The organism is Synechocystis sp. PCC 7509 (assembly GCF_000332075.2).
Taxonomy (GTDB): domain Bacteria; phylum Cyanobacteriota; class Cyanobacteriia; order Cyanobacteriales; family Chroococcidiopsidaceae; genus Aliterella.
In genome coordinates this window covers 3,698,201-3,714,416 of record NZ_ALVU02000001.1, presented here as the reverse complement: position 1 = coordinate 3,714,416, position 16,216 = coordinate 3,698,201, and the positions used below count along the sequence as shown (strand labels likewise).

Annotated in this window: 15 protein-coding genes; 5 read left to right on the top strand and 10 right to left on the bottom strand. The window is 40.8% G+C overall.

Going from position 1 to position 16,216, the window contains the following annotated elements; genetic code table 11:
- Positions 1-106 precede the first annotated feature (106 nt).
- Entirely contained in the window at positions 107-532 is a 426-nt protein-coding gene (locus SYN7509_RS0218590) for a QcrA and Rieske domain-containing protein (RefSeq protein ID WP_009632001.1), read from the top strand.
- Between the two features lie 89 nt (positions 533-621).
- Here SYN7509_RS0218590 and SYN7509_RS0218585 read toward each other — a convergent pair whose 3' ends face one another.
- The 6 genes from SYN7509_RS0218585 to SYN7509_RS0218560 all read right to left on the bottom strand — a co-directional run bounded on the left by SYN7509_RS0218585 (position 622) and on the right by SYN7509_RS0218560 (position 8,102).
- Positions 622-1,584, bottom strand: coding sequence for an Npun_F2552 family protein (locus SYN7509_RS0218585; RefSeq protein WP_009632000.1), 963 nt, complete (start codon positions 1,582-1,584; stop codon positions 622-624).
- Positions 1,585-1,590: 6 nt separating this feature from the next.
- Entirely contained in the window at positions 1,591-2,043 is a 453-nt protein-coding gene (locus SYN7509_RS0218580) for a response regulator (protein ID WP_009631999.1), read from the bottom strand.
- A gap of 6 nt (positions 2,044-2,049) precedes the next feature.
- The gene (locus SYN7509_RS0218575) at positions 2,050-4,287 is read right to left on the bottom strand and encodes an ATP-binding protein (protein ID WP_009631998.1); all 2,238 of its coding nucleotides are present in this window, start codon (positions 4,285-4,287) and stop codon (positions 2,050-2,052) included.
- Between the two features lie 59 nt (positions 4,288-4,346).
- Positions 4,347-6,875 carry a response regulator gene (locus SYN7509_RS27785; RefSeq protein WP_009631997.1) on the bottom strand — a complete coding sequence of 843 codons (2,529 nt, stop codon included), beginning with the start codon at positions 6,873-6,875 and terminating at the stop codon, positions 4,347-4,349.
- 218 nt (positions 6,876-7,093) lie between these two features.
- A complete protein-coding gene (gene panD, locus SYN7509_RS0218565) occupies positions 7,094-7,477 on the bottom strand; it encodes an aspartate 1-decarboxylase (protein WP_009631996.1) in 384 nt (127 codons plus the stop codon).
- A gap of 82 nt (positions 7,478-7,559) precedes the next feature.
- Complete coding sequence (locus SYN7509_RS0218560) at positions 7,560-8,102, bottom strand: inorganic diphosphatase (protein WP_009631995.1); 543 nt, start codon at positions 8,100-8,102, stop codon at positions 7,560-7,562.
- Positions 8,103-8,267: 165 nt separating this feature from the next.
- Here SYN7509_RS0218560 and SYN7509_RS0218555 point away from each other — a divergent pair, with 165 nt between their 5' ends.
- The 3 genes from SYN7509_RS0218555 to SYN7509_RS26390 all read left to right on the top strand — a co-directional run bounded on the left by SYN7509_RS0218555 (position 8,268) and on the right by SYN7509_RS26390 (position 11,365).
- On the top strand, positions 8,268-8,729 hold the full coding sequence (locus SYN7509_RS0218555; protein ID WP_009631994.1) for a phosphate-starvation-inducible PsiE family protein: 462 nt from the start codon (positions 8,268-8,270) through the stop codon (positions 8,727-8,729).
- An 11-nt stretch (positions 8,730-8,740) separates the two neighbouring features.
- Complete coding sequence (locus SYN7509_RS0218550) at positions 8,741-9,190, top strand: nitrate reductase associated protein (protein ID WP_009631993.1); 450 nt, start codon at positions 8,741-8,743, stop codon at positions 9,188-9,190.
- 396 nt (positions 9,191-9,586) lie between these two features.
- Positions 9,587-11,365: a non-ribosomal peptide synthetase gene (locus SYN7509_RS26390; protein ID WP_009631992.1), complete on the top strand. Its 1,779-nt coding sequence runs from the start codon at positions 9,587-9,589 to the stop codon at positions 11,363-11,365.
- Between the two features lie 159 nt (positions 11,366-11,524).
- Here the strand turns inward: SYN7509_RS26390 and SYN7509_RS0218540 are convergent, their stop codons facing one another.
- Positions 11,525-12,712 (bottom strand): M23 family metallopeptidase, encoded by a 1,188-nt coding sequence (locus tag SYN7509_RS0218540; protein ID WP_009631991.1) that lies wholly within the window; start codon positions 12,710-12,712, stop codon positions 11,525-11,527.
- A gap of 72 nt (positions 12,713-12,784) precedes the next feature.
- Positions 12,785-13,513, bottom strand: a complete 729-nt coding sequence (locus SYN7509_RS0218535) for a biotin--[acetyl-CoA-carboxylase] ligase (RefSeq protein ID WP_009631990.1) — start codon at positions 13,511-13,513, stop codon at positions 12,785-12,787.
- Positions 13,514-13,574: 61 nt separating this feature from the next.
- Here SYN7509_RS0218535 and pgeF point away from each other — a divergent pair, with 61 nt between their 5' ends.
- Positions 13,575-14,333 (top strand): peptidoglycan editing factor PgeF, encoded by a 759-nt coding sequence (pgeF, locus tag SYN7509_RS0218530; protein ID WP_009631989.1) that lies wholly within the window; start codon positions 13,575-13,577, stop codon positions 14,331-14,333.
- Positions 14,334-14,501: 168 nt separating this feature from the next.
- On the opposite strand, the gene SYN7509_RS0218525 is transcribed toward pgeF, so the two are convergent.
- Together SYN7509_RS0218525 and csaB are read right to left on the bottom strand one after the other, a co-directional pair.
- Positions 14,502-15,146, bottom strand: a complete 645-nt coding sequence (locus tag SYN7509_RS0218525) for a hypothetical protein (RefSeq protein ID WP_009631988.1) — start codon at positions 15,144-15,146, stop codon at positions 14,502-14,504.
- A gap of 28 nt (positions 15,147-15,174) precedes the next feature.
- On the bottom strand, positions 15,175-16,212 hold the full coding sequence (csaB, locus tag SYN7509_RS0218520) for a polysaccharide pyruvyl transferase CsaB (protein ID WP_028954432.1): 1,038 nt from the start codon (positions 16,210-16,212) through the stop codon (positions 15,175-15,177).
- Between the last annotated feature and the right edge of the window lie 4 nt (positions 16,213-16,216).

Here is a 16,216-nt window from a genome sequence, read left to right as displayed (position 1 = left end):
TTAAATACCTGTCTATAGCCAGATGCCTCAAGGAAATAAAAGCTCAAAGTCTGGAAAAGTCATTAAATTTTGCAAAGTTTTTTATATCAAAGTTAAGGAAAATACTATGGATCGTCGAACTTTTTTAAATTGGGTGGGTGTAGGTTGGTTGGCTAGTTCTTTGCCCGTTGCGATCGCTGCCTGTTCTTCCCAAACTACTCAAGCCGAATCTACTAATAACAAAGGTGGGTTTCAGTCTGTAGGGAAATTATCACAGTTAAGCAAAAATAATCAATTACTTAACAAAAATTCTCCTGTGGGTGCAGTTTTAGTAGTTCGCACCAGTTCAACGAGCAATCTTAGCGCTGTAAATCCTACCTGTACTCACGCTGGTTGTACGGTAGATTGGGCAGCTAAGTCACAAAAATTTGTTTGTCCTTGCCATGCTTCCGAATTTGGCATCGATGGCAAAGTCTTAAAAGGGCCAGCTACCAAGCCACTGAAAACCTACAAAGCTAAAATTGAAGGCGATTCGGTATTAGTTAGTTCATAAATAAACCTTTTCCATAAATCCCCAAATTCTGGGGACTTTCAACTCCAGTTCCCCCAAAGTTGGGGGTTAGGGGGCGAAAAGTGGCAAACCTACAAATAAGCGCTCATTGGCTCTTTGATGAACCGGATGTAAAAATGCTTAAAGGTAGACTTCAAAACGCGAGGCATTCCAAAATCAATCGGCATTAAAGTATCTGGTAGCCGCCAATCATTAATTTGCAGTTCATTGGGTTGCAGAAGCGGAAAACTAATACTATCTAAATCTCCCACCAGTCCTAACCGTTGACTGGCGGCGATTGTCGGAATAGCAGAAGGATCAACTTTTAGGATATGTGCGATCGCTAGATCAAGAGCAAATACATTACTTGCTGCCCCCAAAATCCCCAACTGACGGGGTTCTCCTCCACTGGGTCCATTGCCTTCGTGGGCAATAATGCCATCAACTATTGTTAAAGCTGGATTAATTGCTCTTGCGGTTTCTACTAGCATTTGTCCAAACCTAGCGCTATCTTTCCCCGCTTCCATGTGCCACCATGCTTTCATCTTGCCAGGGACGCAACCAAATAAGTTTTTTACACCCATTGTTAAAGTTAGCTGCATATGAGACTTAATTTTGGGTAAATTAATCACTACATCCGCCTCCATTGCTTCGGTGGAAAGCAACAGATGGTTAAATTCTTGCCCCAAAGTTTGGTAACGTTGTCCGTGAAAATCGATAATTGGTAAGTTTAGTTTTTCTATCCAAGGTAAATAACCACTAGCTGTCGCCACTCCCTTTGCAGTCCCAAAAGCTGGACTATCACCTAAAAAAGGTTTACCCCCCGCTTCCATTACCATTTTGGCGACAATATAGACTAATTCGGGACGAGTAGTGCATTCTTTACCAGGACGCGCCCCGGTTAACAAGTTTGGTTTAAGTAAAACGCGATCGCCTTTTTTGACTATAGTTGCCATTCCTCCCATTGGTTCTAGTAACTTAGTTACATGATTTTGCAGAGATTCTAATTCGTAGGAGTCGGCGCGAATTAAACTAATACTGGGATTTGAGTTCATAAAAAATTAATCTAATTGATGGGGCAAAGTAGTAACGTCAAACCAATAAGACATAAATAATTTAATAGTCCATATCAGTTTACTGGTGTCGATGGGCTTAACAATGTAGCCATTTACGCCCCGTTGATAGCAAACTTCAATGTCTGTGGGGTTAGATGAGGTTGTGAACACCACCACAGGTATATTTTGCAAATTTTGGTCTTGTTTTATATGCAATAGTACATCGCGCCCATCCATTCCGGGCAAATTGAGGTCTAGTAAAATCATTGCTGGAAGGGGTGTTTGAGGGGTATCTTTATATTTACCAGTGTGGTGCAAAAATTCTATTGCATCCTCTCCATCAGTACAACGAAAAATTGGCTTATTAATAGATAACTTACGGACTACACGCTCGAAGGCTGTGAAATCTTCATCGCTGTCTTCAATTGTAAGTAATGAATCAATTAAGTCGCCTGCCATGATTTTTTATGCCTGCAATGTGAAATAAAACGTACTACCTTGTCCAAAGGTAGATTCTACCCAGATTTTACCCCCATGACGTTCTACAATTTTTTTGACAATTGTTAAACCCGCTCCTGTACCGCCGCCATAATGGTTGTGACCGTGTAACCGTTTAAATATCCGAAATATATTATCTAAATATTGCTCTTTGATGCCAATACCATTGTCGCGGACGTAGAATACTGTTGCTTCTTCCTGGTGGTCAAGATAGCCAACTTCTACCCATTTCTCCGGTCTGTCGCTATATTTAATGGCATTACTAATTAAATTGGTAAATACTTCGGTTACTTGAATGCGATCGCAATTAATAATTGGTAAAGGTCTAGGAATTGAAATACTTACCCCAGTTTCTTCAATTCGAGCGCGTAATAAGTCTAAAACCTGCTGTAAAATATCATTTAGATTTGTCCGAGAAATCGCCAGTTCTACCCGTCCTAACCGGGAAAAATGCAGCAAGGAATTAATTAAGTCTTCCATGCGCTGAGATAGACGCACCAAGGTTTGCAGCTTTGATACGCCGTCTTCGTTCAAAATATTGCCGTAATCTTCGATTAAAAAGTTAGAGTAGTTATGAATGCCTCGTAATGGTTCTTTCAAGTCATGAGACGCAACATAAGCAAAGGCATCAAGTTCAGTATTACTTTGTTGCAACTCAATGTTGATTTTGGCAAGTTCGTCAGCTTGGCGCAATACCGTACTAACTATTGCCCCTCTAAGTTCTAAAACTGCTTCAATTTCCCACTTTTTCCAAGGTAAAGACTGATTTTTGACGGTTTGTTGCCATAATTCAAAGGATTTACGCGGCGATAGTCGCATTCCCCCCTTTTCATCTACTTCTACAGGCTTATCAGGATTCCCCCCCCAACTTACTGTTTGTACTACTTCTGGGCGAAACCATAAAACATAGTTTTTATTAGTTCTCGATATTGCTAAAGCTACAATTCCACTGGCAACATCAGTATATTTTTCAGCAATGGGATACTCTTTAGCTAAGGTATTTGTATGAAAAAGATTGTCTTGAAGTTTTGTTTGTATCCAATTACCTAAATCTTGCAATTGGTCGATATCTGGGGTTTTCCCAATAGCAAAAATTTCGTCTTGCCAATAAATAGCAATTCCTTGGGCGCTAGTAAGTCCTAATAAATCGTTTTTGGCAGCTACTAAACCCTCAAGTAGAGTTTTTTGCAGTCCTATAGATTCAACGAACTTTGATGATATTGACTTTAATTTAACTTTATAGTCAAGGTCTTGATTTTCTTCTTTTGCTACTAACTGCATTGAGGTTACTTTACCCAAGAACTCGCAAGCCGTCCGCACTTCGTAGGGAATATATTTAGGTGAATGATGATGACAAGCAATTAAACCCCAAAGTTGTCCATTTTTAATTAGCGATACCGACATAGAAGCAGCTACGCCCATATTATGTAAGTATTCTACGTGCAACGGCGATACACTTCTTAAAACAGATAAGCTTAAATCTGTAGGAGAATTTGTAAGCGGATTTAACGGAGGAATAAGTTCAATAGTTTGATAATTAATGTCTGGAATTAAGCGCAACCAGTTGAGGGTATAAAGATGTTTTGCTTGCTTAGGAATGTCGGTAGCTGGGTATTTTAAGCCCAAAAAAGGTGTTAAATGCTCTTGCTTATCTTCTGCTACTACTTTTCCCGATCCTTCAGGATCTAGTTGATAAACCATCACGCGATCGCACTGAGTCAAAACGCGAATCTCTTTAACAATTTCTTGACAAATTTGCTCTGGTGTGGAAGCAACTTGTAATTTGTTTACACTACCTACAACTAATTTATAAAAATCTAAAAACTCAGTTTTGTTTGTGTTTTGGGTTGGCTCTAGTTCTAAAATTAGATTATTGTCAAAGCGATGAATCACTCCATCAAAAACAATATTATTTACTGATATCTTTAAAGGATTAACGCTTTCAAAGTCTTTGTCTAAACATTGAGCAATTACTTGAATTTGGTCTTCATCAAGCAATTGCTGAAGTTTAGTGTTTAACAATTGCTCTGGTTCTTGTCCTAAAAACGTTTTGGTATTGCTGCTTACTTGGATAATTTGTAATTCTGGTTCTTTTAAAACGAGCAAAACCCCGTGAGACTGAATCAATCCAGGTATGTGTATAGGTTCTCGATCGCAATTAGTTAAGTCTAAGGTTTCTGCGGTAATATTTACGGGCGTAGTCATGGGTTAAGTTGCTTTTAAATAAATAATTAGTTGGGGAACAACTAAACAATTAATATATTTTATTTATTTATAACAGTATTAATTTCAATTAACACCTCGGAAACCGCCTTAACTAACTCAGTGGGTTCTATGGGCTTGGTCAAATGGCGCGAAAACCCAGCCTCAAGAGACTTTTGGACATCTTCTTCTTTGGCAAAGGCTGATAGGGCGATCGCAGGTATTTGTCCAACTCCTTTTATTTCTCTAATTTTACTCAACAGCGTGTAACCGTCCACTTGGGGCATGGCAATGTCACCAATCAAAATATCTGGTTCAAACTGTGCGATCGCTTCTAGGGCATCGGAGGCGCAGCTAACGGGCTTAATCATAGCGCCGGATTCTTCCAAAGTAAAGGCTAATAATTCTAAACTATCAATTTCGTCATCTACTACCAAAATGCGAATATCAGCTAGGGGTAATGGTGGCGTTATTTCGGGGCTAATTTCTGGCTTAACGTTAATAATTGGCTCAAAAATTGGCAATAAAACGCTAAAAGTAGCTCCTTTTCCCACACCAAGACTACTAACTGTAATTGTGCCGCCATGCAACGCCGTTAATTGACTGGCGATCGCAAGTCCCAAACCTAGCCCATCATTCGAGCGTTCGGTGGAACTGTTGGCACGACGAAAGCGATCAAATATATGGGGCAAAAATTCTTGACTAATTCCAATTCCAGTATCAATTACTTGAATTTGTGCTTGATCATCATATTTGTGCAGACAAATTTCAATTCTCCCGCCTGCTGGAGTGAACTTAATGGCGTTTGTCAATAAATTAGTAATAATTTGTTGCAAACGGCGAAGATCGCCCAAAATTTGACAATCGCAACTAAGAGTTACTTCTAGTTGGATTTGTTTGGCTTCGGCAGTCAAGCTCATACTACTAATGGTATTTTCTATAACAGTAGCCAATCTCACCGGAGTTATAGTTAGCTGCAACTCGCCGCGAATCATCCGCGAAACGTCTAACAAGTCTTCGATTAGTTGAACTTGGGTTTGGGTATTACGCTCAATGGTTTCCAAGGCTTTGTTAGTCGTCTCTTTATCTAGTTCCCGCGTCCTCAGTAGCCGCGCCCAACCTAAAATGGCATTGAGGGGCGATCGCAATTCATGAGACACCACCGCCAAAAATTCATCTTTACTATTGTTAGCGGCTTCGGCTTCGGCTCTTGCTGCTTGTTCTCGTAATAGCAATACTTCCTTTTCTTCTCTCAATTGCTTAGAGGGGGTAATATCTAAGTCAACTCCAGCCATGCGGACGGGTTGCCCGGTTTGATTATAAAAGACTTGCCCTTTACATAACGCCCACCGAATGTAACCGTTAGGATACACAACTCGAAATTCAATATTGTATTCTGCCCCTGTGGCTACTGATTGGTTAATGGCATCGAGGACGCGATCGCAATCTTCCGGGTGCAGTCTAGAAACAAACATAGCGTAAGAGCCATCAAACTCCCCTGGTTGCAAGCCAAATAAAGCTTCCATATTGGCAGACCATTGAACTTGATTTGTGAGGATATTCCAGTCCCACGTTCCCATTTTGGCTGCCTCTAGAGCCAGACGCAACCCTGCTTCGCTGGCACTAAGCTCTGCTTCTACCCGTTGCCTTTGGCTTAGTTCCCTTTGGACTTTTTGATAAAGTTCTGATTGGGCGATCGCAATCCCAATTTGAGTTGATAGTTGCTTGATTAAATCTATTTCCGATTCTTGCCACGCTCGCGGCGACGAGCAATGATGAGCAATTAATAATCCCCACAATTCTTCGCCCCGAAACAAGGGCGCAATAAGACAAGCTCGAACTTGCAACGGCGCTAACAAGTCAACATAACACTGCTTCACCCCAGCATTATATATGTCAGTTCTAGCGACAATTAGCCCTTTGCGGTATTGGTCGTTGTAGCGATCGATGTAGCATGGATCGTAAAAATTTGTGGCTAAAATACTCCGCCATTGGCTGCCTACCGATTCAACAATTGCTGCTCCGTCCCCGTTTGGTTGCGTTTGAAAAATAACTACGCGATCGGTTTGCAAAAATTGCCTTACTTGGTTCACCGTTGTTTGCAAAACTTCTGCCAAATCCAGCGATTGACGAATTTGCAAGGCAATTTGGCTGACAATTTTTTCTTGCTCAATTTTTTGCTGCAACTGCTGCTGTAATTTGGAAGATGCGATCGCACTTCCTACCGCCACTTGCAACATTAGGGGAGTTATGCGATCTTTGACTAAATAATCTTCTGCACCGCTTTTAATTGCTTTGGCGGCAACGGTTTCATTGCCTTGTCCCGTAATCATTACTACTGTAGGGCGGCAGCTTAAGGGCATTTTTTTCAATGCTGCCAAAAATTCCAATCCGTCTAGGTCTGGCAAAGAAAAGTCTAATAGAATTCCATCAACTTGCTGCACTTCACACGCGATCAACCCATCTTTTGCCGACTGAGCCTCTAATACTGTGTAGTCATACTCCCTATCAGCGTGCAGATAGCGGCGATATGTCTCCCGGTCGGGGGAAAAATCATCAATTATCAAAACTGTGCGGTGTTGCTTAATCATCAGGCTCTACATACTTCCAGCTACTATTTAGGTATTAGCAACTTAGGTTTTTGCAGCTATGTTGCTAGTAGCTTACTATGACAAAGGTTACAACGGCTGTATTAATCGTACTCTGTGGATCTTATTCCTTAAGATAGATGATTTTTTCTACAAAAGCTCGTATTTTTTTGCCGTCTTTAGAATTAGAACCAGGATTACGAATAAATTTAGCTTTTTGCCTAAACTTGAGCCAGCAAATCGTCATAACGACGCACTTCTTGGATTTTGTTATGCTTATCTACCAAAACAACGGTAGGACAGTAGGTTTGAAGTTCTTGCTCGTTAAATTGAGCATAGGTCATAATAATAACGCGATCGCCAGCCATACCTAGCCTAGCGGCGGCTCCATTTAATTCTATCGCGCCAGAATTAGGGGGAGAGGCGATCGCATAAGTAATTAATCGTTCGCCATTATTGATATTCACTACTTGCACCTGCTCGTAGGGTAAAATTCCCGCAGCGTCTAGTAGAGTGCGATCGATACTAATACTACCTACATAGTTAAGATAAGCAGCCGTGAGCGTGCAACTATGAATTTTGGCACTAAGAAATGTTCGTTGCATTGTGTCACGGGGCGAGAGAGCAAGAGGAAAAAGTAATTTCTCTCCTCTTACATTCTAAACTTGTCGGGGCAATTGACTTAATTTAAGTCGTTTCCGAATCAGAATCTCTACCTTGTTCGCTACCAGCTTTGATACACTTTTCTACTAAAGGCATAACGAATTCTACATCTTGCCAGCCGCGAATCTCTGTAACTTTTTTCTCTAAATTTTTATAACTGCGGAAAAACTCAGCAATTTCATCTAACCTGTGCGGTGCAATGTCTTTAAGAGACTTTACATGAGCATAGCGAGGATCTTTATCGGGGACGCAAAGAATTTTCTCATCGCGATCGCCACCATCAATCATTTCTAACATTCCAATCGGTCTTGCGGCAATGACGCAGCCGGGAAAAGTTGGCTCATCCATTAGTACCATGCCATCAAGGGGATCGCCATCATCAGCTAAAGTATTGGGGATAAAGCCATAGTCGTAAGGATATTTTACCGACGAATAAAGCACCCGATCCAAAGCAAAGGCTTGTAAATCCTTATCGTACTCGTATTTATTTTTGCTTCCCGCAGCAATTTCAATCAATACGTTGATTAACCCTGGCTTAGGTTGGGCTGGAATGCGGTCTAAATTCACAAAATTTCTCCACTTGAGATTAGGTAACAGGTGCGATCGCTCCCTTGGAATCGCATTCTAAGATAAAATGGACACTTGCGAAAATAGAATAAGTATCCAATGCCGATTTTATAAGCGATCGCCCATATTTTAGCTGTACCATGCAATTTGACGCAGGTATAAGTTATGAGACTAAGAAACCTATTCAGGCAAATTCTAGCGACGGGTAAAGATGAGAACTTTCTTCACCTAGTTCACTACATAGAAAAAATAGCTTCTAAATTGCTGGCTATAGCAATGTTAATTGTAATTATTGTTGCCATAGTTGACTTAGGGATACTTTTATTTAGAGAACTATTTACTGAACCTATAGGATTTTTTAATACAACGCTAATTGAACTATTTGGCTTGTTTTTAAATATTTTGATTGCTTTAGAACTACTAGCAAATATTACAGCTTACTTAGAAAAAAATGTTATTCAAGTTGAATTAGTGATAATTACGTCTTTAATTGCGGTGGCGCGAAAATTGATTATTCTAGACTTGGACAAAACTTCTGGTAGCCAATTAATCGGACTTGCGATCGCAATTTTTGCCTTATCTGTGAGTTATTGGATTGTCCGTCGCAGTAATACTAAACCATCCTAACTAAAAATCCTATGACTTTTTTTGAATTTGAAGCCGATTTTGTTGATAATCTTCGTTGTATTCCCATGCAGGTACGTTTGAAGCTAGATACTTGTGGAATTAAGCTAAAATTAGCAGATTGGACGCATTTTAGCGAAGCAGAGCGTCAAGCAATCGCTCTGCAACCTTGCATTACAACTACTGAAATTCAAGCCTATCGCCAAAGGTTGCAAACTTTCGTACAAAAATATACGGGTAGCCAAGCCAAAGATTTAGCTGTAGAAGCCTACCCCGAATGGATGGATGACACGAATATTCCGATTAGTTTGCAAGCAAAGGTGCAAGAATTAGGCGCAGGTTTAACAATACAACAATGGCAGGCTTTGACTCCTTTACAAAGATTTGCTTTAATCAAACTCAGTCGCCCCAGCCACGAAAATAAAAATTTTCTTCCCGCCCTGCAAGAGTTTCATCTAGTTTGACAACTAAAAATTTTCTCTGGTGCGATCGCTTACTTAAAACGGAAAGTTGTCAGCAAATATTTGATATCTTCATAGTAAATTTTTGCAATTTTATTCAAAACAATACAAATCGGAGTAAATACGGTATTTTAACTACCTAAAAACAACTTAGGTTAAAAATTTCTGTGTTTATACGTATTGCGTAAACCCATAAGAATTTGCTAATAAATAAGGTAATAACTAGCAAAAACAACCAGAAGTAGAACAATATTAATATCAGAGCGTTAACTACTTATAAAAAATCTTCAATGTATTTAGGTAATTAATCTAAGAACTACAAAACTAACCAGTCAAGCATAGTAATAACTTTAATTTGGGTTTAAAAATATTTAATTAAAAAAATTCAGCAATTAACTTATGAAAAATATCAAAGGTAATTTTTCGCTAACACAAGAACAAGTTATAGATTTTTCTTTGCTTAGTTCCAGGGAAAAAGAACAGATACTAAAAAAATGGAATAACACAAAAACTAATTACCCTCAAAACAAATGTATTCATCAACTATTTGAAGAACAAGTAAAAAAAACTCCTCAAAAAATAGCTGTTAGATTTGAAGATCGGCAACTGACTTACCAACAGTTAAATCAACGCGCAAACCAAGTGGCTCGATACTTACAAAAAGCAAATGTTGTACCAGAAACTATGGTAGGTATTTGCTTAGAGCGAAGTCTTGATTTAATTGTGGGATTACTCGGCATTCTCAAAGCTGGTTGCTCTTACGTACCATTAGATCCCGCCTATCCTTACGATCGCTTGGCGTTTATGTTGCAAGACTTGCAACTTCCAGTTTTATTAACAGAACTTGGTTGCTTAGAGCGCCTACCTGTTCACGCAGCCCATACGGTAATCATGGACGAGGAGGAGAGCGCGATCGCGCTTTGTAGAGACTCCAACCTAGACAGTAACGTTACTGCAAATAACTTAGCTTACACTATCTACAATTCTGGTACGGGCAAACCCAAAGGCGTACAAATTAGCCATCAAGCAGTAGTCAATTTTTTATCTTCCATGCGTGACGAGCCAGGAATGAACGCCCAAGATGTAATGATTGCTACAACTACAATGAGTTTTAATATTGCCAGCTTAGAAATTTACTTACCGCTAATTGTCGGGGCGGAAATTGTTTTAGTTAGCCGCGAAGTTGCTGCCAATAGTGCAAAACTAGCCCAAAGCCTCGCTCAAGGCATTACAGTTATGCAGGCAATTCCTAGCACTTGGCGGAGTCTTTTAGCCTCTGGTTGGCAAGGAAATAAACAGCTAAAAGTTCTCTGTGGCGGCGAAGTATTGCCCAAAAGACTAGCACAGCAGTTATTAACAAAGGTACGCTCCGTATGGAATATGTACGGCGCTCCTGAAACCACAAGTTGGTCTACTATTTGCCAAGTAAAGCCTAATCAAACACAAATTTTTATAGGTAGACCAATTGCTAATACTCAAATATATTTACTAGATCACTTGCTAAGGCGCAAAAGTGACCCTATTAAACCTGTACCAGTGGGTGTAGTAGGGGAAATGTGGATTGGTGGCGCAAGTTTGGCTTGCGGCTACTTTAATCGGGAACAAATGGTAGACAAATTTGTACCTAATCCTTTTAGCGATAAACCTAAGTACTTATACAAAACTGGAGATTTGGCGCGTTATCTACCTAACGGGACAATTGAATTTATCGGACGTATCGACAATCAAGTAAAAATTCGCGGTTTCCGTGTTGATCTAGAGGATATTGAAACTACTCTTGCTCAACATTGTGCCGTTAGAGAAACTGTGGTTGTGGCGCGGGAAGATTTGGCGCAGGGAGACAAATACTTAGCTGCTTATTTGGTTTTAGAATCGCAATTTTTTCCAAAAGATCAGTACAAAGCTATTCAACTCTGGCATACTTACGCTAATCATCCGGAAGAAAAACAAAATATTAACAAGCTAGTAAGACAGCTACAAGCTTTGCTAAGAGAAGAACTACCCGAACACGCTATCCCGTCAGTTTTTGTTGTCTTGGAGGCTCTACCAGTAACTTCTAATGGCAAAGTTGATCGTCGAGCGCTACCAGAATCAAACCGATTTCGACCAAATTTGACTGAGGAATTTGTTACCCCCACAAACCTAATTGAGGAAAAACTAGCAGAAATTTGGGCGTAGTTTCTTGGGATTGAACCTGTGGGGATAGATGACAGTTTCTTTACGTTGGGAGGGCATTTTTTACGAGCGGTTTAGGTACTTATTCGCGCCAAAGATATATCTTTGGCTGATTTTCTCCCAGCGCCAGCGATCGCCCTATAAGCGATTTGCAATTCAAGTTTAGCCTGGTTTTTGCGTCCTAGCATCAGCAACGCGCAAGGCTTCTACTAATTGAGCGAAAGCACTTTGTATTTGTACTCCTGGGTCTGTGGCTACCCATCCTTGATTAGTTAGTTGTCTAACTTCAAAATGCAGATGAGCGCCGGTAGAATTGCCCGTACTACCTACACGCCCGATAACTGTACCTTGTTCCACCACTTGACCAGGTTGCACAAATATTTCGGATAAGTGAGCGTAAAGGGTTTGTTGACCAAACTTTTGATGGTCTAAAACCACCGCTAACCCATAGCCACCCATGAGGTCGGCTGTCGCTACATTCCCACTGTAAGCAGCGACAACGGGCGTACCCATACTAGCGCCGAAGTCTGTACCTGAGTGAAAGCGCCGATCTCCGGTAATAGGATGAATCCGCCAGCCAAACAACGAGGTAATAGTTGCAGGTATTGGTAACGGAAATATCATATTTGTATTATCGTTACCTAGCATTCCTGTAGGTCTAATGGTGCGGTTGTAGTAGCTGCTTACAGGGATTTTGGGCAAAGTTACGACATTATTTACAGCTTTTTGGCGGTTTATAGGCGATCGCAATCTATTTGTATAACGAATTTTACTTGTATTAGCTCGAACTGGGAATATGGCGGCGGTAGCTACACGGCTATTTCTTACCCAACTTGCGTTTTGTTGAGGCTTTTGAGGCGTAGATAGCTGGACGGAATTACCGTTAGTTGTAATTATTGTTTGACGCTGGGATTTGCCGCTTGGGGAGCGTTGGGAAAATATCACTTGGCTAGGTGCTTCGTAGGTGCTAGTTGCGCCCGTATTGTAATCGGTAGGATCGATAAATGCGCCGTTGTAGTCTTGAGTTTTTTGAATAGCAGTTTTTCTAACTGGAGACTTCGCTTTTGGTGCAACATAAGTAGATACTCTTGGCTGCGGCACAGCTTCAGGACGGACAACTTTAGGTTTGGCTAAAGCGCGTTGCAATCTAACTACTGATGGTTGAGAAGGAGTAGCGGGAGGCGGTGCAACTTCGGCGGTGGGTAAGGGGACAATATTATCTGAGGCGCTTTCAGTTTGAGCCAATACTTGATTGCAGCTAAGAATACTAATAACGCTTATCCAACTAAGGCTCTTAAATAATAGCGACTTCTGGCTTCTAGGCTGCTGGCGATCGTTGTGCTGAGTCATGTTCCCCCTAAAGTATTGCTTAATTACTAAGCTCTCGTAATTTTAATATCTTATTTTGTAAAGTTCAATGAATTATTTATAGCCCAGACTAATGCTACCTGGCTTGAGGTGTACTTCTGCATCTTCTATTTGTACTCGCAAACAACAAGTATCAGTAATGCCGATAATAACTCCAGGGCGATCGCCCACAGTTACTTTTTGCCCAATATTTAGCAATAATTGTTCGTAAGATGGGATTAAAGATGCGATGGGTTTATTGATTCCCGTTTCTATACCTTGGATAGTAATAGCCGCAAGCATTTCTAAATCGGGAATTATGTTTATAAACGAGCTTAAATTGACCCCTGTTTCTGGTACGGGGTTAGTCCAATTAATCCCTACGCCAACCACTGCTTTAGTAATAATTCCTTGGTTAACTTTAGTTTCTGTAAGAATACCGCCTAGTTTACGCCCATCTATAACTAAATCGTTAAGCCATTTTAATTGTACGGGAATGCCCAAAGTTTGCAGAGTAGTAGCAATTCCCCAAGCGGTGCGTAAAGTTAATTGGAAGCTTTCAGATACTGGGATATTGGGTGCAAGGGCGTAAGACAAATACAATCCCCCAATGGCAGAATACCATTGATGCCCTCGTTGTCCGCGTCCTGCGGTTTGCTGTGTAGCAATTACAACGCTTCCTGGCTTTGCACCTTGTTTAATTAACTTCCATAAAGTTTGATTTGTAGAGGGGAGAGTTTCATAAATATGCAGTGTGATATTTTGGGCAACTAATGCCTCTAACTTTTGCCTGTCTAAGCTCAAGATTTGCTACTCAAGTTAATATAAATCAACACTTATTATTACTAAATAATTACATACTGCAATGCACACTTGGAACTGGCGCACCTGCGAAGATTTACCTTACTTGACTTGCAGCCTTTTGAAAGATTGGAAACACGGTTTTTTTACTCAGCAATTTTCCCCCCGCACTCCTGCCGAAATTACCTCAATGTTTCAACCTCAAGCTGAGGCTTATCGAGTCAAACAAGTACACGGTAATGTTGTACTTAGTCCTAGGGAAATTGGCGATACCTTAGCTGAAGCCGATGGTTTAATTACAGAACTTCCAAAACAAGCAGTTTGGGTAGCAAGCGCTGACTGTACGCCCGTACTTATTGCTGATTCTACTACAGGACAAGTGGCGGCACTTCATGCAGGTTGGCGGGGGACGGCGGCGAAAATTGTGCCAGAAGCGATCGCCAAGTTACAATCTTTTGGTAGCAAGCTTGAGAATTTAAAATTTGCTTTAGGGCCTGCGATTTCTGGCTCTGTTTATCAAGTATCTGAGCAAGTAGCGGCGGAAGTAGGTTCTAGTATTATTGCCAATGATGCTAATTTAATGCAGACATTGCAAGAATTGCCCAATCCGCCAATATTACCCGATCCCCATCCCGGACGAGTGCGGCTAGATGTGCGACGAGTTATTGCTTTACAGTTAGAAAACTTGGGTGTTAATCCCGAACAAGTAGCCGTTTCTCCTCATTGCACTTACTCTCAACCAGATCATTTTTTTTCCTACCGCCGCGACAAATTGAAAAAAGTTCAGTGGTCAGGTATTTTTAGTAAGGATTTTACTGTTTAAGTCAATTTGGCGATCGCTTCACAACCAATCTGATTTTAGTTGATAGTTTAAGAAGGTTTAACAGGAGAGTAAGTCCTATTTTTGACAAACTCGTATCTTTCTTGATGGCTCATAAACTGCTTAGAGCCAGCCGTAACTACATCATCAGAGGTTTCTTTCCAAGAGCTATCAGCCGAGTCTGACGGGATAACCGTATTCTTGCTCGATTCTGATGCAGAACTCTTTTGCTCTCTCTTGCGTAAACTTGAAAGCATAATTTGCCTCTCCTGAAGGTGTGTTAATCCATCCTAGTCCATCCATTTTAACTTTATCTCTGTAATAAGGTATGGCATCTTCTAGAGAATCGAGCTTAAGCAGTGTACCGTCAGTTTCACCGATACAGTAACTAAACCCAATCTGAATAGCATACCAAAGCAGCCAAAAGCCAACAGGATTAACCGATCTTCTTTCTTTGGAAACGCATTGAAGATGCAAAACTTCTATGTACTCAGGAGTGTAGTCCCCAAGACCATAAGGGTAAAGTCCAAACCGAATTAAACCTAAAATCTCTCCCTGACAGGAAAGCTTAATAATCGCTTCACAGTCAAAGTCGCTCTTTTGCCAAAACTCACGCCAAGCGAATGTAAAGTCAAGTGACTGTACAGGTGGCATATCCTCTTTCTTCGCAGGCTCTAAGCACGCGTTTATTTTTATTCCTGAATGATTTATAACTTCTACTTTATAAATCGGCGTAGGATCTTCTGTTTCAGATAACATTTTTTCCACATGGCATAAAGGGACTAAAACTTTTGATGAGCTAAAGCCTTGAAGCATTATTTAACCTACCCGCAAGAATACTAATCTAGGTTAGTAGTTCTTTTAATAACTCCTGATGTAGCAAGGCTCTATCTATCAGTGACTCTATTGTTTCAGGCGAAGTAGCTTCGCCATTAACAAAATGCTCTATCCAAGTTTTGCTAATTACATTCGCATTTTCTGGCATTTGGGCTAATTCCCATCCTGGCATATCTAAGTCGCTCATCAATTGGCTAACTTTGGGATCGTAACTAAGTGCAAAACATCGGCAACCTTCACTTGCTGCCATAATTAAGCTATGTAAGCGCATACCGATCGCCATTTCAACGCCGCGAAACAATCCTTTTAATGCTTTGGGATCTTCTAGGCTAAATATTTCGCTTTTTCCTGGTAACTGTGGTTGAATTGCTTGCGCGATCGCCAAGTCTTGAGTTTTCTGAAATGGTACGAGTAAAATACAAGTTTGGGTGGCTGTTTGAAAGTCTACTAAGGCGCGGGTAAAGGTAGCTAAACGCGCGGGAGTTAATAAAGGATGCGATCGCAATGTTACAGCAACTCTGGGGGCGGGTAAGTTCCATAATCCAGGTACAGCAACCGATTCAAGCGCCCATACGGGATCGGGAGCTAAAGTACAAGAAACTTGCCAATTAGTTAATAATGCAGCAGATGCGCGATCGCGGACGCTGACCGCGTTGCAGTTACTAAAGTTCTTTTGTGCCAAAAATTTTGTTACAGGACGCTTTAATGGCCCAATACCCTGCGCCCAAGCAATAGTTTTTAGTCCCATAACTTGCGCTAAAGTCATTAATCCCCCGTAGTAAAAAGGACTAATGGCGCTGGTGGAATCTTGCATTAAACTACCACCACCCCAGATAAATACATCCGATTGGTGCAAGGCTTTGATAACTTGGGGTAAGGAATTGCGATCGCACGATTTTACTTGATAACTCTTACTTGTGGCTTCAGGATTGCCGGAAAGCACTAAGGGGGTTACATTATCAGGCAACATTTGTAATAGTGTTGCTAGTAACGCCTCATCGCCACCATTTCCTTTACCGTAGTAGCCACATAAAACCGCTTGCATTTTA